The organism is Lysinibacillus sp. FJAT-14222, from assembly GCF_001278875.1.
Taxonomy (GTDB): Bacteria; Bacillota; Bacilli; order Bacillales_A; family Planococcaceae; genus Lysinibacillus; species Lysinibacillus agricola.
In genome coordinates this window covers 12655-36893 of record NZ_LIYL01000034.1, presented here as the reverse complement: position 1 = coordinate 36893, position 24239 = coordinate 12655, and the positions used below count along the sequence as shown (strand labels likewise).

Sequence of the window (24239 nt, the reverse complement as noted above, 5' to 3'; positions counted from 1 at the left end):
ATTACTGACCTCCATTTGCAATCACTTGTCGAACTTGCTCTTCTGTTAAATTTGAGCGAAGGCTTATATCGGCTACAGAAAGACCCTGCTTATTTAGTTCAAGCACCTGACTTATAATAATTTGATGTATAGGTTTCGCTTTTAAAGCAGTTTGTCCTGCTTTCGATGTCTGAGCAGCCTGTTGAACAGCATGCATAACCTGTTGGACTTTCGGATCTGGTACCGCGTTATTTTGAGCTGACGGTGATTTAACTTGGAATTCTGGCTCTAATAACAGCTCCTCCTCGACAATTTTTAGACGACGTTTTAGATTATTTGTTTCTTGAAAAATAGAGATAGATAGCTCTTCTAAATCTTGTTCGACTTTTTTAGAGCTATTTTTGACAAAGAACGACACAATGATTAGAAGGATCCCAATAATCATAAGTATGATGGATAAATCCATTAGTTTCACCTCATTAAGTTATGTAATTATAAGATATTTTACCATAGCCAAACTTAATATGAAATGAAGGTAGATTTTTTTTCAATTTGTGTTATAATAGGTTAGTCGTATAAATCATGCTCAAATTTTAATTCTTGATATAGAGTGGGAGGGTTAATAATGCGCGTAAACATTACTTTAGCTTGCACAGATTGCGGCGAACGTAACTACATTTCAAAAAAGAACAAGCGTAACAATCCAGAGCGTCTTGAACTTAAAAAATATTGCTCTCGCGAGAAGAAATACACTCTTCACCGTGAAACTAAGTAATCGCTCATTAAGCCAAAACCACAAGTGGTTTTGGCTTTCTACATTTTATCTTCGATAAAGCCTCCGGCGGATGTCACGGATTTTCAAAGGAATGATTAAAGGATGTTAGCCTAAAACCTTCGCATCCTGCGAAAACAGCTAACTGACCTGCGTCGGTAAAAACGCCACGTCCTGTGGCATTACCGAAATGACCGACATCGTGTCGGCCCTCGTGCAGGCCCGGGCACAATTCAAAATCCGGACGCAATTACGCCAAGGCGAAATTGATTAGGAGGTAGCTTAGCATGGATAAAACAACTTTACGGAACGAGGTAAGAGAAATTCTTGCTAAAATGAGTGAAGTAGCTTACCGTGACCAATCTTTTACTGTAGCAAAAAAAGTGCTACAGGAACCATATATAATAGAAGCAAATACTATCGGCATCACTATTTCTAATAAGCCAGAAGTCGACACAATTCATTTAATGAAAGAACTGTGGAAACTTGGTAAAAAAGTAGCTGTTCCTAAATGTAATCCAAAAACAAGAGAAATGTCATTTTACGCCATTGAATCGTTTACCCAGCTTGAAACTGTTTATATGCATTTGCGTGAGCCAATTCCAGAAAAGTGTGAGTTTGTTGACGCAAATGAAATGGATGTCATCCTTGTTCCAGGCGTTGTTTTTGATGAGTTCGGCTATCGAATTGGCTACGGTGGTGGTTATTACGATCGCTATGTATTAAACTATGAAAAGGGTAAACTTATGTCGCTGTTATTTGATGAGCAGCTATATGAACAAGTTCCTACAGATGCGCACGATTGCCCAGTAGATATCATTGTGACACCGACAAAACGTATTGACTGTGTAACACAACGAGGAGCGAATTAAAATGGACAAAATGTTAGATATTTATGAATTATTGAAAACATATGGCACTTATATTTATACACGAGATCCCATTGGTGATTTGATGTTAATGGAGGATGAAATTCGCGAGTTGTATAAAGCAAATGTACTAGATATTAAAGATTACCAAATGGCATTGTTACTAATTCGACAAGAAACAACAAAACTTCGCATAAAAGAAAATAATCAATAATGTTTAAAATATAATACAATTGGGGTATTGTAAAAATAATGTAACATGTATGTAATATTCTTAGAAACAGTGGCTTTCCACTGTTTTTATGATTTTGTGAAACTTTTTACAAACAAAGACGTATATATAAGTATTCAGCGCATAGACGAGCAGGGTGAAAAGTTTTGCTAAAATATATCTATTGATTATCTGTAAAAAAAGGATTAAGATATATTTTGTTTCAGTAACAAATTGTTAAAAATTATTATTTTTTTTGTAAGAAAGTAAGGAGGATGTTAGGAATGAAATCAATAAAGTGGCCTAAACATTCATTTATGATACTAGCAATTGTAGCAACTTGGATAAAAACGGTCATTGTTTATCACACAAGCTTTGATATGAAAATCGAAAATGCGATGCAACAATTTATTTTGTTTATTAATCCATTGAGCTTCTTGCTATTTGCTTATGGTTTGGCGTTATTCTTTAAATCATCAAAAGCTAAAAATCGTTATATTATTACTGTCAGTGTTCTCTTATCAATCGTTTTATATGGAAATGTGGCGTTCTATCGTTTCTACAACGACTTTATTACGCTACCAGTATTATTCCAGACAAGTAACTTTAGTGATTTAGGTACTTCAGTAGCAGCGATTGTAAGCCCTTGGGATTTATTGTATTTCATCGATGTACTTATTTTAATTTTAGCTAATAAATATGTGCCTAGAATGAAAGCTGCAGTGAAAGTTAATGTGGAATTCCGTCGTGCGTTCTTTGTATTAGCGATTGCCATGTCTTTCTTAAACTTAGGATTAGCAGAAACAGAGCGTCCGCAATTATTAACACGTAGCTTTGACCGCGAATTACTTGTGAAAAACATTGGTACTTATAACTACCATTTGTATGATATTTATATTCAATCTAAATCTTCTGCTCAACGTGCATTAGCGGATGGCAGTGAATTAGTAGAAGTGAACAACTATATTCGTTCTAATCAAGCAGCGGTCAACCCTGAAATGTTTGGTAAATACAAGGATCGTAATTTAATTGTTGTTTCAATGGAATCTTTACAAAACTTTGTAATCAATAACCAGATGGATGGTCATGAAATTACACCATTCTTAGACTCTTTAACAAAAGATAAAGATACGTATTATTTCAGTAACTTCTATCACCAAACTGGATTAGGGAAAACTTCTGACTCAGAGTTCATATTAGAAAATTCATTGTTCGGCTTAGGTCGTGGTGCGGTATTCTTCACACATGGAGGAAATACGTATAACTCAATGGCTGAACGCCTTGGAGACAATGGTTACTTTACAAATGTCATGCACCCGAATAATAAATCATTCTGGAATCGTGACATGATGTATCAATCATTAAAGATTAATAAATTCTATGATATAGATTCATATAATGTTGGCGAAGGGCAAGCGGTTAACTGGGGTATGAAAGATATCCCATTCGTAGAGCAATCTGCTGCATTAATGAAAGATATGCCACAACCGTTCTATTCTCGTCTAATTACATTAACGAACCACTATCCATTCACATTGGATCCTGAAGATGTAATGATTCCTGAATACACTTCAAACTCAGGTACATTGAATCGTTACTTCCAAACAGTTCGTTATATGGATGAAGCACTTAAAGACTTCTTCCAAAGTTTAAAAGATCAAGGTGTTTATGATAACTCAATTATCGTAATGTATGGTGACCATTACGGTATTTCAGAAAACCACAACAAAGCGATGGCTCAATATTTAGAAAAAGATAGCATTACACCATTTGATAATGCAATGCTACAAGAAGTACCTTTATTCATCCATATCCCTGGGGCTGGTGATGGTAAAGAAATGACAGAGGTGTCTGGACAAGTGGATTTACGTCCAACAATTCTACACCTTCTTGGCATTGAAACTTCAAAAGATATGCAAATGGGTGCAGACTTATTCTCACCAGAGCATGAAGATTTCGTTGTTTTCCGCGACGGTCGTTTTGTAACAGATAAATATGTTTATGCTGGTGAAGCTTGTTATGACAAAGCTACTGGTGAAGAAATTGATGGTGAGCCATGTCAGCCGTACGCTGATCGAGCTACGATGGAACTAGAAAATTCTGATACCATCATTAACGGCGATTTGCTTCGATTCTATGACGAAAAGTCTGGTAACTTGAAGCAAGAAACAGTCAAATAACAAAAAGAGAGATCTCATGTTCAGTGAGATCTCTTTTTTGATTTTCCATGAAATGTTGGAGTGAGGCACAATATTTTATCTGTCGCTTTTGTTTCTACTGACACAATGTGAAGCTTAACGGAAATGTTCTGCCGACCGGCTACCAAACATTCCTGCTTTGTGGATACAACGACACAATTGTTGGATCATTCACCTCTACCTATTTTATAGAGCCTCTTTTTACACTTAAATAGGAGCATATGGAAATGTTTGAATGTAACATAGTGTTATATACATCAAATTGAAATTCTAGGTGCTCAGAAGCCAAATAAACAGCTCAAGGGAAAGAGGTTATCGTTTAGTTAAAAAGAGTAACCTCTTATGGATGCTCGAAAAGTTAAAAAACAGCTTGGATGCAGGGTTCAAACCCAAAATAGATAGAAAAAGAGCAGTCTCGGTTTGAGACTGCTCTTTTTTCTGTCTAAATTTTAGTGTAATGTTGGTGGGTATCCGCTATTAACGACTGTCATAATTACGAACCAACCGAAAACAACAGCACTTAATAAGTTGAAAACAACGCTTAAAAGATTCTTTTCTTTAATTGCTTGGAATGTACCAACTACAGCTAAAATCGCTACTAGACCAAAAATAACCATTAATAAGTTCATTAAAAATTGACACTCCTTTCGACATCAGAAAATGAATGCCGTAAACAATATTCCTCCTTAATTGTAAACGTTCTACTTGTTTTTGTCGAGAACAAAAATAGCGTAAACTATGAACATTTATCGTCAAATTGTGGCAAAGGCTGTATAATATGAAGTTGAGGTGATGACAATGATGAACGTACGAAGTTATTCACTTGGACCTGTCCAAACGAATTGTTATATCGTATCGAATAAAAATAAGGAATGCTTAATATTTGATCCAGGAGAAGAAGCAGATCGAATCATCAAGACTATACGTAGTAACAATCTAAAACCATTAGCCATTTTTTTAACACATGCACATTTCGACCATATCGGTGCCGTGGATGTTGTCCGTGAAGCTTTTAATGTTCCGGTATGGATTCATGAAAAAGAAGTTAGCTGGTTAGGAGATCCAACAAAGAATGGCTCTAGTAAATACGCAGCATTACCAGATTATATTGTCGCTGCCCCGGCTGATGAAAATATTATTAAAGAAGAACAGCTATTTGAAATAAGCAATTTTTGTTTTAAAGCTATTTTTACGCCAGGACACTCACCAGGTAGTATTTCATATATTTTTGAAAATGATGGCTTTGCTATTGTTGGAGATACGCTATTTGAGCAAGGTGTTGGACGTACAGATTTACTTGGAGGCTCAACAAAAACATTACTTACATCCATTCATGATAAGTTATTGACACTACCTGAGGATATTATTATCTACCCTGGCCATGGTAATTATACAACGGTCGGTGCAGAAATGGAGACAAATCCTTTTTTGAATGGTTTTTAAGGTTAGTCGATAGTTAAAAATGGCTCATCAGCATAACGTAGGTTGATTTCCGTTCCAGCTGGGCGCTTTGTCGCTGACGCTTCGCTTTCGCACAGATAAAACATTGTCGCTGACGCTTCGCTTTCGCGCAGAGCAAAGCTTCCTGGGGGCGTCCGATGAGCCGCTTGGGCAATAGGATGTTGGTCATCATCATAGTCTTTATCGATGATTTAATAAATTAAAGCCTAAATTAATTTAATAAAATGCAAAAATCCCCCTAGCATTATGTAGGATAGATAGAATAAACTAAATTCTAACCTATTTAATTGCAAAGGGGATTTTACTATGCTATTACCTCTGATGAATAAATTACATAAAAAAGCGTGTCTCACACTCGATGAGACACGCGTTTTTCTTTGTATTAATTAATGACCGCCACCAGGTACGTGAATGAATGTTGTATAGTACGTGAAGCCAGCGAAGAATACAGTTAAATATGCTCCGAAAATGTACATGTACATACGTTCTGAAAGGTTTAAGAAGCCTAATAATAAGAATAAACCTGTATTACCTACGAATAATAGCGATACCTCGTTCATACCACCAAGGTAGAACATAACTGCAAAAATACCTGTCCAGAATGCCATAACTTTATACATATTATCCATGAAGATTTCCCCTCCTTTTGCCCACGACACAATAATCTCTTACTCATTATAAATGATATGAAAGGTATCTGTAAACTGGAACTTCTTCTTCTTTGTGACAAACAAATGGATTTTTAAATTAGCTATCGATTTCTGTCACGTTTATTTCATATTTACATAAATCGCAATTATGTATCATGCTTTCAATTTGTACAAATTCATTGCTAGAAAATAAAGCATCCAATTGTCCTTTTAAATAGGATTCATGTAAAGAACAAACAATTTCTGAGTGGGTAGTAAGCTGCTCTTGGAAAGGACAATTAAAAATGGAGAATATCACCTTTTTACCATACTCTGTTTGCTGTACTTGCGGAATATAGCCAATTAATGCTGCGTTGTCAGTTAATAGCTGAAGCTTTTGTTCGAAGGAAAGAGTATTATTTAATTTTAACTCAGCATTTACATAATTTTTCATTTGCTGGTAACCATCTTCGTAGCTAATGTTCTGGCATTTTTCTACTGCAGATGGTCCAAATTCCTGAATTAATTGGATTGTCCATTTCAGTAGTCGATTTTCATCACGTCTTGGGAACGTTAATGATACGCCTTTATCTGAGGCCTTATAAACACGACCAGGTCGGCCACCCTTCCCAGTTTTGGCGAAATCAGCTGTAATAATATTAATTTCTGAGAGCTTTGTTAAGTGGAGACGTGCAACGTTTGGATGTATGCCGAATTTATCAGCTATATTTTGGACCGTTACAGTTTTCTTCTCTTTCAGGATGTACTCATAAATAGAGTATCTAGTTTCATCGGCCAATGTACTAGTAATTTTTAATGGATGGATCATTTGCTTCACCTCTATAATAATTTTTCAAATAATATTTCTTCTACCAAGTGTTAGGAAAAAAATCATGTTGATTCTATTATATTGTATTATTGAAAAAGATACAGTTCCTTTCGGCATAAATATTAATTTCTTCATGTATTTATGTTCATTTTTAATGAAAATTTGCACCTTATCCACAATTTTATAGCAAAAACGATATTTGATAGGAAATTTTATGACAAATTTTTATTTTAAGAAAAGGGCTTTTCTCGTGGCAGGTTCGTATCTATACTAGGAAATAACGAATAGAGCGGTCATATTCGAATGAACCAGAAGAGGGGTGCGAATATGCAGAATTTTGAAACAGTTGTTGAACAAAAGTGTGAGCAACTTTTACTAAAAGCCTATCATTTCGGTGCATCAGATTTATTATTAGTTCCAGAAAGTGTGCGATATCGTATTTATTTTCGAAAATATGATAAGCTGCTCCAAGCAGGTGAATTACCAAACGATCTTGCGGAACGAATGATTTCCTTTTTTAAATTTTTATCGGCATTAGATATTAGTGAGCGTCGCAAACCCCAAAGCGGCTCCTTCCAAAAAGCTATGGAACAAGATCAATATGCCTTTCGTGTTTCTACACTTCCCTCGGTATTTTTAAAAGAAAGCCTAATTATCCGATTACTTCTACAAAATCATGCATTCCCACTTACTTCCTTATCTTATTCCAAGTATGCAGCAGACTTGTTAATGGAACTAGTGAAACATCAACAAGGACTTTTATGTTTCACAGGTGCAACAGGCTCTGGTAAGTCAACATCCTTATATTCTCTAATCCATTACTGTTCGACAGAGCTAAATCGACATGTCATTTCATTGGAGGATCCTGTAGAAAATAACCAAGCAAACCTTTTACAGATTCAAGTAAACGAACGAGCTGGCGTTACATATGCTACAGGATTAAAGGCTATTTTACGCCACTCACCTGACATTATTATGATTGGTGAAATACGTGATAAAGAGACTGCAAAAATCGCAATCGAGGCTTCATTAACAGGTCATTTAGTGGTAACGACCATTCATGCCAAGGATTCGGTAAACTGCCTTTATCGTTTTATAGACTTAGGTGTTTCAATAGAAGAACTTCGCCAAACTGTGGTAGGAATTGTTGCTCAAACACTTTTCCAATCACCGATAGTCCAGGAGGAACGCCGTGCATTGTTTGAAATATTAAGTGATGTTCATCTTCAAATGGCCATTAAAGCAATTATGCAAAAAACTAGCTATGAGCTACCACATGATTTAACGCTTTCAGGTCAAAGAGAATTAATAGAGAGGCAGAACTATGCGAATACGAAAGTTTATTGAGAGGATTCAATTTGATTACAAAAAGGCAACCAAATGGCGAGTAAGGGAGCAAGCCCATTTTTTTAGTCGATTAAGCGTGTTAATGCAGGAAGGTTATTTATTCCATCAGGCTATTTCCATTCTATTACCCCATCATATTGAAGCGCATGAAGAAATACAAAAGCTAATCGATGAAAAGCTTAGGCAAGGTGTCGGTGTTTCAGGCGTTCTTGAAGCAATGCAGCTTTCAAAGCAGCATTTAGTAGCCATTACAGTTGCAGAAAATAATGGGCATATGATTGAGACGCTAAAAGGTGTGGCAAAGCAAATGGCTTTGAGTGAGGCAACGAAGAAAAAATTAATAAAGCTACTCTTGTATCCAGTAGTACTCATGCTATTTTTGTTGCTGTTGTTTTTAGTATTTCGCACCATATTCTTTCCTAATATAGAAAAAATGGTGGCAAGTCGAACTACCGGCACAGAGGAGACAAGCATTGCTTTATCAAAAATATTATTGCATTCTCCTGATGCACTAATTGTTGCAGGTATTGCAATAATTTGTAGCATTTCGATTTTTCAGCTTTATCTCAAGCGACAACCAATAGCTCACCGGCTAAATATTATCCTAAAAACCCCATTTATTCGGATTTATATACGAATATCTTTGACGAGACAATTTGCTGCGTATTTAGGAAGTCTGCTACAAAGCGGATTTTCTTTACAGGCAAGTTTACAAATTTTAGAGGAGCAACGACTTCAACCATTTCTGCAACATCTGGCTCGATGTATAAAGGAGCGGGTTGTTTTTGGTGATACGCTGACACAGGCTGTTAATTTGATGACAGTTTGGCAGAAGGATTTCTCTACATTTGTTGAACATGGAGAGCAAAGTGGCTATTTAGGAAAAGAGCTGGTACTGTATAGCGAATTATTGACAGAAAAGCAAGAGCAACTATTGCATAGAATCCTTGCATTTGTGCAGCCAACCTTCTTTATCATTATCGCAGTGTGCATAGTTGCCGCATATGTAAGTTTATTATTACCAATATATCACATGATTGAACTAGTCTAGGAGGATAATAATGAAACATCTAAAGCAGCAAGCTGGTTTTACATTAATCGAAATGTTAATTGTTCTTTTGATTATCTCGATTTTAATTTTAATCACAATCCCAAATGTTACGAAACATTTTGCCACGATTGATGAGAAGGGTTGTAAAGCGTATATTAGCATGGTACAGGGGCAGGTAGAGGCATATCGCGTAGATTTTATGGCGTATCCAACAATTGATGATTTGGTAGCAAAAGGCTATTTGAAGAAGAATGAAACGACCTGTCCTAATAAAGAAGAGATTATGATAACTAATGATGGCGAGGTAAGATTGGCGAAGTCCTCTTCCAATACTGGTTCTGGTAGCTGATGGATATAAAAAGTGAGCGTGGCTATACGTTTATCGAAATGTTAATTGTATTGTTTATCGCCATGTGTTTGTCAGCGATTGTCATAAAGTTTTCGTTAAAAGTAGCAGAAACTAGGGAGCTTGAGCGATTTTTCACACAAATTCAATTAGATATTCAATATATACAAACTTATAGTATGAACCAAAGGGAATATATCTCGATGAAGTTTGAGAGTTCATCAAGGAGATATATCATTAAAAAAGATATTTTTACACAATTATATGAACGACCTTTTCCGAAAGGGGTTGAGTTCATGCCTGTTTCGAGTTCGGTTCATACAATTATATATAACTACAATGGAAACGTCATGACTGCAGGGACTATTTATTTTAAAACGCCACAGGGAGTTAAAAAGGTTGTGATTACGTTAGGTCGAGGGAGGTCGAGAGTTGAATGAATCTGGTTATTCATTTGTAGAAACGATTTTATCAGTGTGCATTATTATGTTATTATGCACGACATTAATACCAATTAGCTACACTATGAAGACATCTCTTTATAACAAGAAGCTAGAGGTTATTGCAGCTGAAACCGCCTATGAAGGCTTAAAGCAATATCGCTATTTACAGCAAACGGAAGGCTCTAAAACAATTGAAGATGTATATTTTCAGTGGGGTATTAATGGGCAAGGGATATGTGTAAGTTTTCAAAATACACGAGAATTGCGCAAAAAATGCATTCAGCTGACAGGTGAAGTCGATGAATGAGCGGGGCTATACATTACTAGAAGCGGTGTTTCAATTAGTTGTTTTTGTGCTTATTACGCATCTTGTTGTTTTCATTATGCTTTGGTTCGCTGAAATGAAAACAACGGTACTATCTGATGAACAATCAAAATGGGAGCTATTTGCTTATGATTTGAATATGTATTTAGAGGATATTTCATCATTTACGATTCGACAAGATCAAAAAAGAATAACCTTCCAAGCAGCAGATGCCATTCATAATATTGATTGTTATAGCAATATTATTCGCGATCAAGTAAATGGTGGGCATGTACCAATGCTAAATGGTATTAATAAATGCCAGTTTCAATATGAAAAAAATATGTTAACAGTAACTGTTGAACTTCCAAGTGGTATTAAAAAGGAGCGAACCTTCTATGTGCCAATTATTGAAAAATGACAGAGGGACTATTTTTTTAATCGCAATTGCATTATTATTTTTTGTAACTACTTTTGTTCTTACGTATTGTACGTCTTATGAAATTCAGTTTCGAACATATGATGGGCTAGAAAAGATGAATGTTCGAGCTACGATAAATTTATTAGGACAAATTTTGTCAGACAGTGTAGAATCGTAGTTATAAGAAGGTGATTCGAATGCGAAAAATATATTTAGTTGGCTTTATGGGCTGCGGGAAAAGTGCGTTAGGAAGACGTTTAAGCTATTTGTTAAAGATGCCATATTATGATATGGATCATGAAATTGTTAGACAGCAGGGTATGACAATTTCACAGATTTTTGAAAAATACGGAGAAGCACGCTTTCGAGAAATAGAAACAGAATTTTTGAAAAATTTCAGAGAAGAAGCTTGTATTATTTCAACAGGTGGTGGTGTTGCAGTCAATGCTGAAAATCGAAAAATAATGAGACGCAGTGGACTTGTGTTTTTTTTAGATGCGACATTCGAAGATATTTACAAAAGAATACAGCATGATCCAAAAAGACCGATTGTACAGAGTTCAACGAAAGAAGAGCTAGAAAAGCTGTATCATTACAGAAGAAAGTTCTATCGTGAGGCAGGACATATACAAGTGTTAACAGAGGGTAGAACGATTCGCCAAATTCTTGAGTATTTAGTATTCCAAGTCAAAAGGTTGAAAATCGAACGATGATATATATAAAAGATTATAATGTTCGTGTTTTAATATAATTTAAAAAATGATTGCCTTTTCAATACAATTAATGTTAGGATATAGACAAATAAGTAACTTAATGTTCATTGAATACTAAATAGTACCAAGATGAATCTTGGGCGGATGATTGTGCGGGGAGAGCACGTGTAAACGTCACCGAAGGAGCAAGTAGCAAAGGGTTATGAATCTCTCAGGTAAAAGGACTCGTACAAGACGCAACTCTGGAGAGTGCTGTAATACAACAGCCACCAAAGGGGAAAGCCTACTGATTGGCATTGTTTCAATAATGCGAGCCAGTCTGGTGTAACTTTCAGGTGCAAGGACAGAGAATCCCGAAAAGGGGTTCGTCTGTCTTTTTTTATGTCAAAATGTTTTGCTTAATGTTCGCTCCTATTGATTTGGATGAACAAACAGGGCAAGCATTGACTGTACTAGTATAAAAAAACAGACGAACTACTACTAGTAAAAATGTAACTAACAATAAGGGGGCAAAAACAATGACGAACGAATTAAAACGTACTCCTCTATTTGACGAATACGCAAAGTATGGTGGTAAAACTATTGACTTCGGCGGATGGGAATTACCAGTACAGTTCTCTTCTATTAAAGAAGAACATGATGCAGTACGTAATCGTGCAGGCTTATTTGATGTATCACATATGGGTGAAATTTTAGTAACTGGCCCTGAGTCAAAAGATTTTTTACAAAATCTTTTGACAAATGATATTTCTAAAATTGCAGTAGGTCAAGCGCAATATAATGCGATGTGCTATGAAGATGGTGGCGTTGTTGATGATTTATTAACGTATAAATTAGCAGACAATCATTATTTACTGTGCGTAAATGCGTCAAATATTGAAAAAGATTATGATTGGATGATGGAAAATCAACATCAATATGATGTGACTATTGACAACCAATCAGACGCTTATGCTCAAATTGCTCTTCAAGGCCCCTTAGCAGAAGAGGTTCTTCAATCATTAACAGCTACTGATGTAAGTGCCATTAAATACTTCCGTTTCCAAGAAAATGTTGAAGTTGCTGGTCATAAAGCGTTAGTATCTCGTAGTGGTTATACAGGAGAAGATGGTTTTGAATTATACGGCTCCCCAGAGGATATTAAAGCTTTATGGAGTAAAATCTTAGAGGCTGGAAAAGACAAAGGTGTTGTTCCAGCAGGTTTAGGCTGTCGTGATACACTTCGTTTTGAAGCAGGCCTTCCATTATATGGGCAAGAGCTATCAGCGACAATTTCACCTCTTGAGGCTGGTATTGGCTTTGCTGTGAAATTAAATAAAGAAGACTTTAATGGTCATGAAGTATTAGTGGCGCAAAAAGAAAATGGACTGCCACGTAAAATTGTGGGCATTGAAATGATCGATAAAGGCATTCCTCGTCATGGCTACAAAGTGTTTAAGGATGGTAAAGAAATTGGTGAAGTGACAACGGGTACACAGCTTCCTTCCTCTAAACGTAATGTTGGTAACGCGTTAATTGACAGCCAATTCACAACTATCGGAACAGAATTAGAAATCGAAATTCGTGGTAAGTACTTAAAGGTAGTAACAGTTGAAACACCGTTTTACAAACGTTCAAAATAATAGTTGAAAAGAGGGACCTACATTTATGAAACATCGTTATTTACCAATGACGGAGCAAGATAAACAAGAAATGTTAGACGTAATTGGTGTATCCTCAGTTGATGAGTTATTTGAGGATATCCCAGAAAAAGTACGTTTTAAAGGCCTATATGATATTAAAGATGCAAAATCAGAATCAGCTTTATTAAAAGAATTATCGGTACTTGCTGCGAAAAATAAAGATACAAATGCAAACGTATCGTTTTTAGGTGCGGGCGTATACAACCACTATAAACCAATTATTGTGGACCATGTTATTTCTCGTTCAGAGTTTTACACAGCATATACTCCTTATCAACCAGAAATTTCACAAGGGGAATTACAAGCAATTTTTGAATTCCAAACGATGATTGCAGAGCTTACAGGCATGGATCTTGCAAACTCTTCTATGTACGATGGAGGAACAGCATTAGCTGAGGCAGGTATGCTTGCAGCTGGCCATACACGCCGTAAGAAAATTTTAGTATCAGAAACGGTTCATCCTGAGTATCGCGATGTCGTTGCTACATATGCATACGGTCAATCCATTGAAATTGTTACAGTTCCACATAAAGATGGAGTGACAGATGTAGAAGCATTAAAAGAGCTGATTGATGACAATACGGCAGCTGTTATTACACAATATCCTAACTTCTTTGGTCAAGTAGAGGATTTACAAGTAATTGGAGATATTGCACATGAGGCAAAAAGTTTATTTGTCGTATCTTCAAACCCACTTGCACTAGGAATTTTAACACCACCTGGTAAGCTAGGTGCTGATATTTGTGTAGGTGACGCACAGGTCTTCGGTATTTCTGAAGCATTCGGTGGTCCACACTGTGGTTTCTTTGCAGTAACAACGAAGCTAATGCGTAAAGTTCCTGGCCGTCTTGTTGGTGAAACAGTAGATGGTGAAGGTCGTCGTGGTTATGTTTTAACATTACAAGCACGTGAACAACATATCCGTCGTGATAAAGCAACGTCTAATATTTGTTCGAACCAAGCGCTTCTTGCACTTGCTGCTTCTGTAGCAATGACTGCTTTAGGTAAACAGGGCGTTCGTGAAATGGCGACGCAAAATATCGCGAAAACTCGCTATGCTAAAAATGCCTTTGAAGCGGCAGGCTTCACAGTAGCCTTCCAAGGTGCTCACTTTAACGAAATCGTTGTGAAGACAAATAAATGTGTGAAAGAAATTAATAAAGGCTTAATTGATAAAGGAATCATCGGTGGATATCCTTTAGGTCAAACATATGACTCTCTAAAAAATCACGTGCTAATCGCAGTAACAGAATTACGCACGAAGGAAGAAATTGATGCACTTGTTGCAGAAATGGGGGCTCTTAATGCATAACGAAAATCAATCACTCATTTTTGAAATTTCCAAAGAAGGTCGCGTAGGCTATGGCTTAGAAGCACTTGATGTACCAGAGGTTGATCTTGCAGATTTACTTCCTACGAACTTAGTACGCGCTGAAGCGGCAGAATTACCAGAGGTTTCTGAGCTTGATATTATGCGTCACTATACAGCACTTTCTCGTCGAAACCACGGTGTAGACTCAGGCTTCTACCCACTAGGCTCTTGTACGATGAAATATAATCCTAAAATTAACGAGGCTGTTGCACGAATTTCTGGTTTTGCAAATGTCCACCCATTACAGGATGAATCAACTACTCAAGGTGCGATGGAGCTTCTTTACGATCTACAAACTTCATTAGTTGAAATTACAGGTATGGATGAAGTGACATTACAACCGGCAGCAGGCGCTCATGGTGAATGGACAGCATTAATGATGATTCGTGCCTTCCATGAGGCAAATGGTGAAGGTCATCGTAATAAAGTTATTGTTCCTGACTCTGCTCACGGTACAAACCCAGCATCGGCAACTGTTGCAGGTTTTGAAACAATCACTGTTAAATCAGATGAAAATGGCTTAGTAGATATTGAAGATTTACGCAAAGTAGTTGGTACTGACACAGCTGCATTGATGCTAACAAATCCAAATACACTTGGTCTATTTGAAGAAAACATTATCGAAATGGCAGAGCTTATTCACTCTGTTGGCGGTAAAGTATACTATGACGGTGCAAACTTAAACGCAGTTATGAGTAAAGCACGTCCTGGCGATATGGGCTTTGACTGCGTACACTTAAATCTACACAAAACATTTACAGGTCCTCACGGTGGCGGTGGCCCAGGTTCAGGTCCAGTAGGTGTGAAAGCAGATTTAATTCCATTCCTTCCAAAACCAGTTTTAGTAAGAACAGAAGAAGGAACATATCACTTCGATTACGAGCGTCCACAATCAATCGGACGTGTTAAACCTTACTATGGTAACTTTGGTATCAACGTACGTGCATATACTTATATCCGTACAATGGGTCCAGATGGCTTAAAAGCTGTAACAGAATACGCAGTACTAAACGCAAACTATATGATGCGTCGCTTAGAGCCATTCTATGATCTACCATATAACCGTCATTGTAAACATGAATTTGTATTATCGGGTCGTCGTCAAAAGAAACTTGGCGTTCGTACTTTAGATATCGCAAAACGTCTGTTAGACTTTGGCTACCATCCACCAACAACTTACTTCCCATTAAATGTGGAAGAGGCATTAATGATCGAGCCAACAGAAACAGAATCTAAAGAAACATTAGATGCATTCTGCGATATAATGATTCAAATTGCAAAAGAAACTGAAGAAAACCCATCAATCGTACAAGAAGCACCACATACAACAGTCGTAACTCGTCTAGACGAAACACGCGCTGCTCGTACACCAGTGCTTCGCTATCAAAAAGCATAATTATTTATATAAGGCGTCCAATGAGTATTTTTCATACTTGTTGGACGTTTTTTTCAATCTTAATTTTGATAGACATTAGCAAGGTGACGGAAAGAAAACAGGGCGACGGAAAGAAGAGTCCAAGCGACGGAAGGAAGAGCCAAGGTGACGGAAAGGAAACAGAGCGACGGAAAGAAGAGTCCAAGCGACAGAAAGAAAGTCGAAAGCGACGGAAAGAAGAGCCAAGGCGACGGAAAGAAAACAGAGCGACGGAAAGAAGAGTTGAAGCGACGGAAAGAAAGTCGAGAGCGACGGAAAGAAGAGTCAAGGTGACGGAAAGAAAACAGAGCGACGGAAAGAAGAGTTGAAGCGACGGAAAGAATGGTCCAAGCGACGGAAAGAAAGCCGAAAGCGACGGAAGGAAGAGCCAAGGTGACGGAAAGGAAACAGAGCGACGGAAAGAAGAGACGAAGAGACGGAAAGAATGGTCCAAGCGACGGAAAGAAGATCCAAGGCGAAGGATAGAAAACAAAGCGACGGAAAGAAGAGTCGAAGAGACGGAAAGAATGATCCAAGCGACGGAAAGAGAGCCGAAAGCGACGGATAGAAGAGCCAAAGCGACAGAAAGAAAACAGAGCGACGGAAAGAAGAGTCGAAGAGACGGAAAGAATGGTCCAAGCGACGGAAAGAAAGCCGAAAGCGGCGGAAAGAAGAGCCAAAGCGACGGATAGAAGCTTCAGAGTTACGAATAGGAATGTCAAAATGCCAGGAAAAAACAATGCAATGGCTTCACATTGTGCTTAACCTCGCCATTCAATGTAGAAATACTATAAGATAACTATTTAATATAAGGGTGTATATTGATATACTTACATTAATTTGTATTTTGTTAAAATAATGGACATAGCCAAAAGTTGCGGATTGTCATTTATTAAAAAGTGTGCCATTTATCTTCATTCTGTAGAAGACTCCTACCTCTAAAGGTGGTGAGATGAATGCGGATGTGGTTTCCTTTCAGTGGGTGTCCAAACACCTACTGAAATAGAGGAACTCAATCTAAGAACGCCATGACCTGTGGCAATTTATCTGTGCGACAGCGGCAATTACGCTAAGGCGAAATTGATATAAGTTGATCTTCGTTACGACTCGGCGACTCCTTGGGGATTAGCGATAGAGGAACGAAGGCTAAAAACATCACGTCCTGTGATAACGCCTTCGTGACCAACATCGGTGCTGCTGCCGCTTCGCTTTCGCGCAAAAAACATCTGTTGGCCCGAGACCCTGGAGCGAAGCGGCTCGTCGGACGCCCCCAGGAAGCTTTGCTCTGCGCGAAAGCGAAGCGTCAGCGACAAAGCGCCCAATCGGAACGGAACTCAACTACACGTTATGGTGATGGTCTAAAAAATTAAATTTTTCGTGCTAAAAATGGAACAAATTGTGTTGAAAGGGATGATAGATTAAAAATGCAAGCGACTCAAGTTGAATTGAGCTTACCGGCAAACAGTGTTCTGAACGATACATATAAAATAAAAGAAGTGATTGCTACTAGTAAATTATCCTTTGTTTATATTGCAGAAAATACGCATGAAGGGAATCAGCTAATCATTAAAGAGTTTTTTCCAAATGACATTGCTTTGCGGGATTTAGATAATAAAACAGTTATTAATCGTTTGCCTTCAACAAAGCAGAAATTCGAGGAATTAAAAGCCATTTCTCTAAATGAAGCGTTAATTATGCAGCAAATAAATCATCATAATATCGTCAAATATATTGACCACTTTGAGGAAAATGGGTCGATTTATATAAGTATGGAGTATTATGAAGGAACTTTATTAGATCAATACTTAAAGGATTTTCCTATTAATGATAGAGACCATTTATACGCTAGCATATTACTTCCATTAATGAATGCTTTGTGTTATTTACACGAAAAAGGCATACTCCATCGTGACATTAAACCAAATAATATTATGATTGATTCTAAAGGTAATCCATATCTACTAGATTTTGGTTCCGCAATTTATTATAAAACTGCTGAAGATTATCAAATATTTACGAGTCCAGGATATTCCCCTCTTGAGCAATATTCGACTATATCTGAGCAAGGTGTATATACTGATATTTATAGTTTAGCAGCAACATTTTATTTTTCTTTGACAAATGTTATTCCACCTGATGTATCGCAGCGGTTAATAGAGGATAAAATTGGAGATGTAAGAACGTATAATAAAAAGGTGAGTATTCTTTTATCCAAAACCATCATGTGGGGGCTGGCAGTACAAGCAAAGAAACGCTGCTCTTCACTAAAATATATGAAATTGGTAATTACTATTGAGGGTAGTGTCAATAGGATAAAGAACTATTTTAAGTAAAATGATTCCAACTAACCAATAATTTAGGTAAAGTAATTCTATGTTATCATTTTACAGTTAAAGGTAAGAGCTTACGAAGCAGCTTATAGGGTATGAAAAATACACCATAAGCTGTTTTTTTAATAAAAAAGAATGAATGCATACACATTTTTGATTAAAATAGCACGAAAATATTAATGTATATTTTTTACCATTCACCCAGTTGCATACATATAATTTGCCAAAATATTCTAATGAAAATATTGACAATAAAATTAGATATTGTATAGTTACTTTTGTGATACATAATGTCATCAGTGATGTAGAAGTAAGACGCTTAGAATACAATTTTAGTTATAACAACTGTAAATTTTTTATCTTTTATTACCATTTTATAACTCAATAGTTAATTTCTATTTACTGCTCACTAATGATTATGCTTATACGAAATTCGTTATAAAAGGAGGGATGGCTGTATAATCATACAGCCGACTGAATGGAGATTATTAGTCAAACAAACAGAACCATGCTCTTTGAGGAAATTAATCCGGAAAAAATGGATTTAATTACGCTTGTTGGAGATGTAAAAGGGATTGACAGTCTTAGTGATGAAAAGATTAAAGAGATTAATCAATATTTACTTGTCAAAAGCTTCGACGAATTTTTAGATAAGTTTTCTCCAACGGTTTATTCATTCTATAATGCTGCTAACCAAAAGGTAATGTATACATTAAAAAAACCTGAAGGAATTCAAGAGGACTGTATTTCTGAAATAGCAATTGACCAAAATAATGATTTTTTAAAGATGTTATTCACCCTCATCGATACAAAAAGAAGTCAGGGCATTGCGAATGTAGATTTTAAATTTGAAAATCTGCTCGATATGATCTCTCCTAAAAAGGTTATGGACGACATTCGACAAGTAAGAAAAGAAATCCATTACCTATACGGTGAATATGACAAATTAGATGACGGCGATCCAAAAAAATTGGATACAGGGGATAAGCTAAACCTGATGTTCGAAGTAGCAAGTAAAAATTACAACAATGTCATGGCGATGCTCCCTTTAGCAATCGAAGATATTAAAACAAGATTATTATTGGGTGCTAATCAGGATGAAGATGAATCCGAAAAATTACAAATTGGGACACTTTCTATTGGTGACAATGGTGAATTAAAAATCATTGAGGCGCCTCAAAATAATAGCTCGGAACTGATGGTTATTGAAGAAAATAGTAACTATGGTTTAAGCACAGTTTTTGAAGAGGATTATGAAGAGATTACAGAATCACCATCTTCCTACGTCAAAGATTTAGTCGTAAGAACCTTCTCTCCATTGCCAGCTGTGAAGGCTGAATTTGATGTAGAGACAGAGGTGCAAAACTATAATACATACTTAGAATTCTATAAGGATGCTAAGGATGAATTTGTCAAAACAGTAAAGCCATTAGTTGAAAAACTATTAGGTGTAAAAATGTACTTTGATCAGTATGCAACTAAAAACAAAGGTATGCAGCCCTCGTTACTTGTAACGAACACAAAGTTGGATATGCTCGTTAAAAGTAATAATCTACCACGATTACGCACGTATTTAAATACGGTTAACTCCAAAAATGACTTTACAGATACGGTATGGTATGGAATTGTCCCTGCCCTAGAACTAGAGGCATCCGGAAAAATGAAAGTAAGCAGATCTAGATTTAAAGGGAACGATAAAGTTGCTAAGCAAGAAGGCAATACAATGGAATCGTTAACTACCCTTCTAGATACTGTGAAAGATTATAAAGTACAAGTTTTCTTCAACTTCATGGCAGAAGAAGAAACAACATTCAGTGGAATTGCAACAGCAGGTATTGATCGTCTTATCGATAAATGCTCAGTGCTTGTTCGAAAAGAATATAGTGAGTTTGCGATACCATGTTTACCGAACTTCACTATTATTCCTAAAGATAAATCAGGTGTGATCATTGATACAAGAATGCAGACAACAGAAAATGGAGCACGATTATCTAAAGAAAAAGAGGATATTTTAAAGCTTTGGATAGAGGGCGTCTATGTTGGTGCCAGCTATGTAGCAGCAGGTATTGTTTCAGCTTATCAATGTCCAGAATATTTGAAAGATTCATTCAAGAAAGTTCAAAGAAATTATCCTGGTGTACGCTTCGATATCGAAGCTGGTGATAATTCACTTCGAGCCGTTACAACAATGGCAAAAGAAATCTCAGGATTTACTAATAATATTAAAGATGCTATTAACAGCAGAAGCTTCGGCTTTGTATTCTCTTCGGAAAATGCGCAGCTTCAAGATAAAGACATTAAACGTATTACGGTGTATAAAGCTAGAAGTCTAGCAATGGAAGAAGACGGATTTGATTCAGTCTACAAAACTCAAGTTAGTACGTATATTGAAAGAATTCTACGATTCCAATCAGGTGACTTTAAGCACGAAAATATCGTTCGATTCTTTAGTAATAATCCAAGTAGTCAAAAAAGCAAATGGCTTAATGATAAAGGCTTTGTAAACTCTATTATTCACGATGGAGATGACATCGGCTACATTATCGATGAAAAAACAAGCACATGTCAGATTGACCTAGTGTTTAACGGTAATGTGAAGAATCTTGAAGTCATGATTACAAAGGCAAGTAGTGCTGTTAAGGCCTAACAAGTTTACACATACAATCAAAAACTTTTTAAGTAGTATGTTTAAGATTTATTCATAAATCTTTTAACATAAATAAGAATCTTCCATAAATTGCAAGGTGAAAAAATTACATATTTCTTCATGCTTGATGTATTTGCATGAAGCATGGAGGAATGTATACAGCTAGTTATAATTTTCACCTAAAGCAGTTTTTTGAGACGATTCAACAAATATTAGGAGGTACTAAAAATGGGTTTTGTATTAAAAGTAGAAGGATCAGAAGCAATTGAACTAGGGTTAGATAGCATTATGGCTGTTGAGTATGAAACAGACACTCCAGATGACTCTAACGCACGTTCTACAGATGTAGGAGCAACTTTAAAAATAAGAGGTAAAATCCTTACTGCAACTGATGGTGATAATTCTGATGATACGATGAAATTAGGATTATGGTCATTAGTACCAGCTGAAAAGGCTGATTGTTACCGTAAAGTAACTTTAGAGGTTGTTTCTGCTGATCAAGTAGTAAGAAAAATTCATTTCCCAAATGCTTTTGTCGTTGACTATACAGAAAAGTATGGTGATACAGAAGGTATTGGTGAATTCTACTTATTCGTTAAGCAAAAGAAAGACAAAACAGACTTGGCGAAAATCGAAGGCGGCTACGCTGTCTAAGATTACTGCTTGATAGACACACCACATTATCTAAGGGACTTTTATAGTTCCTTAGATAATTTTGAATAATCCTAATACTGGGGATGAAAACTATGAAAACGCATTATGAAACTTTAGGTGTCAGTAGAGACGCCACGCAAGAACAAATAAAGCTCGCTTATCGAAAACTATCAAAAAAACATCATCCAGACGTGAGCGGTGGAAACAAAGAATCTGAAAAGATTTTTTTAGAAGTGACAGAGGCATACAAAGTACTGAAGGATCAAGCTTCCAGAGAGGCATATGATGCTCGACTAGATGGAGCTGGTCAAAGTTGGAATGATAGACAGACACATGAAAAACAATCTTCACGCCAACAGTCTACTGAAAAAAAGCCAGATTTTAATATGGACAATATTGAAAAGAATTTTGAACATTTTTTTGGCTTTAATCCTAAAACAAAGGAAATGTCATCAGCCCTTAACAAGAATGCAAAGAAGAATCCACTAGATACAACTGATTTATTTGAACGTTTTTTTAATAAGTAAAACGAAGCCATAGCTAGTATGAAGGAGTGTGATACCATGTATGGTCAAAATTCAATGGATGCATACACTGAAAACGCAAAGAAACAAATGATTATAAAAGTTATGGATATCATTATTGTCACAATCGCCTTCTTTTTCATTCTATACGTATTTGTCATGAATCAGGATTTTATTTTGAAAACAATTATTGGACTAATGCTGGTCATACTAGCAATTATTTATGGCTCTGTTAAGTATGAAGCAAGAGATAAAAATTACGATGTGACAAACAAGCAAATTCGAAAATTAGTTCTCCTCAATGAACGAGGAGTTGAAATAGATGAATGGGAGATAGGTGACCAAACATCATTACTTATTGGGAAAAGTTCAGCTGACAATAAGGCAGATATCGATTTAAACGGTACAGAATATGAATCGCTTATCAACTATGAACATGCCGTATTAAATAATGTTTCTGGAGTATGGTACATAGAGGATATTGATTCGGTCAATGGTGTTGGTATAAAAAAAGCTCATAAGCGCGTTAAAAATAGAATAAAACACGAAAGCCCTTACCCAATCGGTAATGGAGACACGATATACATAGCAAATACGCGAATTTTAGTGAAATAGAGAGACAAGTAAATTCGTACATAGACGGGGGATAGCGAAAATGAGTTTGATTAGATGTACAAATGGTCACATGTTTAGTTCTAGAAGACATAGAAATGTTTGTCCATATTGCAATGTAATGGTGGAACAGGAGCAAAGACCTAGTGGTCAGCAAACAGCTGTAGCAGAGGTAGATGATAAAACAATGCCATATCTCGGAGAAATGGATGGAATTGATCCAGTAACGGGATGGTTAGTTTGTATTGAAGGGCCTCAAATGGGTCGAGACTATCGAATTTTATCGGAAAAAAACTTTATTGGTCGAGCTGAGGATATGCACATTCGTATTGTTGGTGATAATTCGATTTCTCAGCGTAACCATGCAGTCATTGTTTATGATCCTAAAAAAAGGAATTTTTATCTACTTCCTGGAGATGCATCAGGGTTAGCTTATCTTAATAATGAAGCGATTTATACACCAACAGAGTTAGCAGCGTATGATGTCATTCAGTTAGGCAGAAGTATGTTTCTTTTTATTCCCTTATGTGGTGTTCATTTTGAATGGGAAAACAACAACAGTGAGGAATGATGACAAATGGATCAGAAACTACTGCCATACATAATTACGGTAATATTTATCGTTGTACTCATTGCATTATTAATCATTCGAAACATGCTTGCGCAACAAAATGAAAAAAACAAAATAGAAATCGGAAATGGTCAAACGATTGGCAGACGTGATGAGCAAGATGATTATTTCTCTACAGCAGAAACGAGTGATGGGATAATTGCTGTCCTAGCAGATGGTATCAGTGGTTTAGCAAACGGTAGGATGGCAAGTACGGTAGCTGTCAATACATTTATTGAAGAATTTAAAAAGCTGAGCGGTCTAAATACTCTAGAAAAATTTTTTAATGAGTCCGCTTTAGCAAGTAATCATATGATTGTCGAAAATTTAAATGGCTCGAATGGCGGTACTACATTAGTGGCAGCCGTTATTGATGATAACGGATTTCTTCACTGGGGAGCCGTTGGAGATAGTGTCATTACCATTTTTCGAAATGGAGAATTTAAGGCCATCAATCAAAAGCATATTTTTGAATCAGTGTTAACTGAGCGATATATATCTGGTGAAATATCTCAGCTTGAGGTGCAGGAAAATCCTTTGAAAAAGAGACTTATCAATTATTTAGGGTATGAAGGCTTTAAAAATATGGATATAGGAAAAAGTCCGATTCAGCTAAATAGAGGGGATAAAGTATGTCTATTTAGTGATGGCGTCTATGATACTTTAACAGAGGTTGAAATGGAGAAAATTCTTTCTCAGCAAGCTACTCCCTATGATATTGCTCAAGACATGATAAAAGCCGTTGAACAAAAACGCTTAAAAAATCAAGATAATGCAACCATCGTTATTTTAGAAAAAACATGGTAATCATTTTACGTGTG

The 24239-nt window shown here is 36.4% G+C and carries 28 protein-coding genes and 1 riboswitch; of the genes, 23 read left to right on the top strand and 5 right to left on the bottom strand.

What is annotated here, in order from left to right; translation table 11 throughout:
* Window position 1: 1 nt before the first annotated feature.
* A complete protein-coding gene (locus AN161_RS14995) occupies window positions 2-445 on the bottom strand; it encodes a hypothetical protein (protein ID WP_053595150.1) in 444 nt (147 codons plus the stop codon).
* A 159-nt stretch (window positions 446-604) separates the two neighbouring features.
* Between AN161_RS14995 and rpmG the strand changes: the two genes are divergently transcribed.
* The 4 genes from rpmG to AN161_RS14980 all read left to right on the top strand — a co-directional run bounded on the left by rpmG (window position 605) and on the right by AN161_RS14980 (window position 4011).
* Window positions 605-754 (top strand): 50S ribosomal protein L33, encoded by a 150-nt coding sequence (gene rpmG / locus AN161_RS27620; RefSeq protein ID WP_008408521.1) that lies wholly within the window; start codon window positions 605-607, stop codon window positions 752-754.
* A 284-nt stretch (window positions 755-1038) separates the two neighbouring features.
* Complete coding sequence (locus tag AN161_RS14990) at window positions 1039-1623, top strand: 5-formyltetrahydrofolate cyclo-ligase (protein ID WP_053595149.1); 585 nt, start codon at window positions 1039-1041, stop codon at window positions 1621-1623.
* Between the two features lies 1 nt (window position 1624).
* Window positions 1625-1834: a YqgQ family protein gene (locus AN161_RS14985; protein WP_053595148.1), complete on the top strand. Its 210-nt coding sequence runs from the start codon at window positions 1625-1627 to the stop codon at window positions 1832-1834.
* Between the two features lie 281 nt (window positions 1835-2115).
* Window positions 2116-4011 (top strand): LTA synthase family protein, encoded by a 1896-nt coding sequence (locus AN161_RS14980; protein ID WP_053595147.1) that lies wholly within the window; start codon window positions 2116-2118, stop codon window positions 4009-4011.
* Between the two features lie 467 nt (window positions 4012-4478).
* On the opposite strand, the gene AN161_RS14975 is transcribed toward AN161_RS14980, so the two are convergent.
* On the bottom strand, window positions 4479-4658 hold the full coding sequence (locus tag AN161_RS14975; RefSeq protein ID WP_053595146.1) for a DUF2759 domain-containing protein: 180 nt from the start codon (window positions 4656-4658) through the stop codon (window positions 4479-4481).
* A 169-nt stretch (window positions 4659-4827) separates the two neighbouring features.
* On the opposite strand from AN161_RS14975, the gene AN161_RS14970 reads away from it, so the two are divergent.
* Entirely contained in the window at window positions 4828-5472 is a 645-nt protein-coding gene (locus AN161_RS14970) for an MBL fold metallo-hydrolase (protein WP_053595145.1), read from the top strand.
* A 404-nt stretch (window positions 5473-5876) separates the two neighbouring features.
* Here the strand turns inward: AN161_RS14970 and AN161_RS14965 are convergent, their stop codons facing one another.
* Together AN161_RS14965 and AN161_RS14960 are read right to left on the bottom strand one after the other, a co-directional pair.
* Entirely contained in the window at window positions 5877-6119 is a 243-nt protein-coding gene (locus AN161_RS14965; RefSeq protein ID WP_024361272.1) for a DUF2626 family protein, read from the bottom strand.
* A gap of 118 nt (window positions 6120-6237) precedes the next feature.
* The gene (locus AN161_RS14960; RefSeq protein WP_053595144.1) at window positions 6238-6948 is read right to left on the bottom strand and encodes a helix-turn-helix domain-containing protein; all 711 of its coding nucleotides are present in this window, start codon (window positions 6946-6948) and stop codon (window positions 6238-6240) included.
* A gap of 327 nt (window positions 6949-7275) precedes the next feature.
* Here AN161_RS14960 and comGA point away from each other — a divergent pair, with 327 nt between their 5' ends.
* The 11 genes from comGA to gcvPB all read left to right on the top strand — a co-directional run bounded on the left by comGA (window position 7276) and on the right by gcvPB (window position 16023).
* Window positions 7276-8295: a competence type IV pilus ATPase ComGA gene (gene comGA / locus AN161_RS14955; RefSeq protein ID WP_053595143.1), complete on the top strand. Its 1020-nt coding sequence runs from the start codon at window positions 7276-7278 to the stop codon at window positions 8293-8295.
* Complete coding sequence (gene comGB, locus AN161_RS14950) at window positions 8273-9346, top strand: competence type IV pilus assembly protein ComGB (protein ID WP_053595142.1); 1074 nt, start codon at window positions 8273-8275, stop codon at window positions 9344-9346. Before comGA ends, comGB begins: the two co-directional genes overlap by 23 nt.
* Before the next feature lie 10 nt (window positions 9347-9356).
* Window positions 9357-9695 (top strand): competence type IV pilus major pilin ComGC, encoded by a 339-nt coding sequence (gene comGC / locus AN161_RS14945; RefSeq protein ID WP_053595141.1) that lies wholly within the window; start codon window positions 9357-9359, stop codon window positions 9693-9695.
* Entirely contained in the window at window positions 9695-10132 is a 438-nt protein-coding gene (gene comGD / locus AN161_RS14940) for a competence type IV pilus minor pilin ComGD (protein WP_053595140.1), read from the top strand. Before comGC ends, comGD begins: the two co-directional genes overlap by 1 nt.
* A complete protein-coding gene (locus AN161_RS14935) occupies window positions 10125-10442 on the top strand; it encodes a hypothetical protein (protein ID WP_053595139.1) in 318 nt (105 codons plus the stop codon). The genes comGD and AN161_RS14935 overlap by 8 nt, the downstream gene beginning before the upstream one ends.
* Window positions 10435-10860, top strand: a complete 426-nt coding sequence (gene comGF, locus AN161_RS14930; protein ID WP_053595138.1) for a competence type IV pilus minor pilin ComGF — start codon at window positions 10435-10437, stop codon at window positions 10858-10860. Before AN161_RS14935 ends, comGF begins: the two co-directional genes overlap by 8 nt.
* Window positions 10838-11038, top strand: coding sequence for a hypothetical protein (locus AN161_RS14925; protein ID WP_053595137.1), 201 nt, complete (start codon window positions 10838-10840; stop codon window positions 11036-11038). Before comGF ends, AN161_RS14925 begins: the two co-directional genes overlap by 23 nt.
* A gap of 19 nt (window positions 11039-11057) precedes the next feature.
* Window positions 11058-11573: a shikimate kinase gene (locus tag AN161_RS14920; protein WP_053595136.1), complete on the top strand. Its 516-nt coding sequence runs from the start codon at window positions 11058-11060 to the stop codon at window positions 11571-11573.
* 144 nt (window positions 11574-11717) lie between these two features.
* Window positions 11718-11810, top strand: a riboswitch (glycine riboswitch).
* Between the two features lie 281 nt (window positions 11811-12091).
* On the top strand, window positions 12092-13195 hold the full coding sequence (gene gcvT / locus AN161_RS14915) for a glycine cleavage system aminomethyltransferase GcvT (RefSeq protein ID WP_053595135.1): 1104 nt from the start codon (window positions 12092-12094) through the stop codon (window positions 13193-13195).
* A gap of 25 nt (window positions 13196-13220) precedes the next feature.
* A complete protein-coding gene (gene gcvPA, locus AN161_RS14910) occupies window positions 13221-14567 on the top strand; it encodes an aminomethyl-transferring glycine dehydrogenase subunit GcvPA (protein ID WP_053595134.1) in 1347 nt (448 codons plus the stop codon).
* A complete protein-coding gene (gcvPB, locus tag AN161_RS14905; protein ID WP_053595133.1) occupies window positions 14560-16023 on the top strand; it encodes an aminomethyl-transferring glycine dehydrogenase subunit GcvPB in 1464 nt (487 codons plus the stop codon). Before gcvPA ends, gcvPB begins: the two co-directional genes overlap by 8 nt.
* Before the next feature lie 59 nt (window positions 16024-16082).
* Here gcvPB and AN161_RS30350 read toward each other — a convergent pair whose 3' ends face one another.
* Complete coding sequence (locus tag AN161_RS30350) at window positions 16083-16781, bottom strand: hypothetical protein (RefSeq protein ID WP_143114820.1); 699 nt, start codon at window positions 16779-16781, stop codon at window positions 16083-16085.
* A gap of 684 nt (window positions 16782-17465) precedes the next feature.
* Here AN161_RS30350 and AN161_RS14895 point away from each other — a divergent pair.
* The 7 genes from AN161_RS14895 (at window position 17466) to AN161_RS14865 (ending at window position 24225) form a co-directional block, all read left to right on the top strand.
* Window positions 17466-18374, top strand: a complete 909-nt coding sequence (locus AN161_RS14895) for a serine/threonine-protein kinase (protein ID WP_053595131.1) — start codon at window positions 17466-17468, stop codon at window positions 18372-18374.
* 475 nt (window positions 18375-18849) lie between these two features.
* Complete coding sequence (locus AN161_RS14890) at window positions 18850-21018, top strand: hypothetical protein (RefSeq protein ID WP_053595130.1); 2169 nt, start codon at window positions 18850-18852, stop codon at window positions 21016-21018.
* 228 nt (window positions 21019-21246) lie between these two features.
* Complete coding sequence (locus tag AN161_RS14885) at window positions 21247-21672, top strand: hypothetical protein (RefSeq protein ID WP_053595129.1); 426 nt, start codon at window positions 21247-21249, stop codon at window positions 21670-21672.
* 92 nt (window positions 21673-21764) lie between these two features.
* Window positions 21765-22199, top strand: a complete 435-nt coding sequence (locus AN161_RS14880) for a DnaJ domain-containing protein (protein ID WP_053595128.1) — start codon at window positions 21765-21767, stop codon at window positions 22197-22199.
* A gap of 36 nt (window positions 22200-22235) precedes the next feature.
* Window positions 22236-22811, top strand: coding sequence for an FHA domain-containing protein (locus tag AN161_RS14875; protein WP_053595127.1), 576 nt, complete (start codon window positions 22236-22238; stop codon window positions 22809-22811).
* 40 nt (window positions 22812-22851) lie between these two features.
* Window positions 22852-23379: an FHA domain-containing protein gene (locus AN161_RS14870; protein WP_053595126.1), complete on the top strand. Its 528-nt coding sequence runs from the start codon at window positions 22852-22854 to the stop codon at window positions 23377-23379.
* A gap of 6 nt (window positions 23380-23385) precedes the next feature.
* A complete protein-coding gene (locus AN161_RS14865; RefSeq protein WP_053595125.1) occupies window positions 23386-24225 on the top strand; it encodes a protein phosphatase 2C domain-containing protein in 840 nt (279 codons plus the stop codon).
* The last annotated feature ends 14 nt before the right edge of the window (window positions 24226-24239 follow it).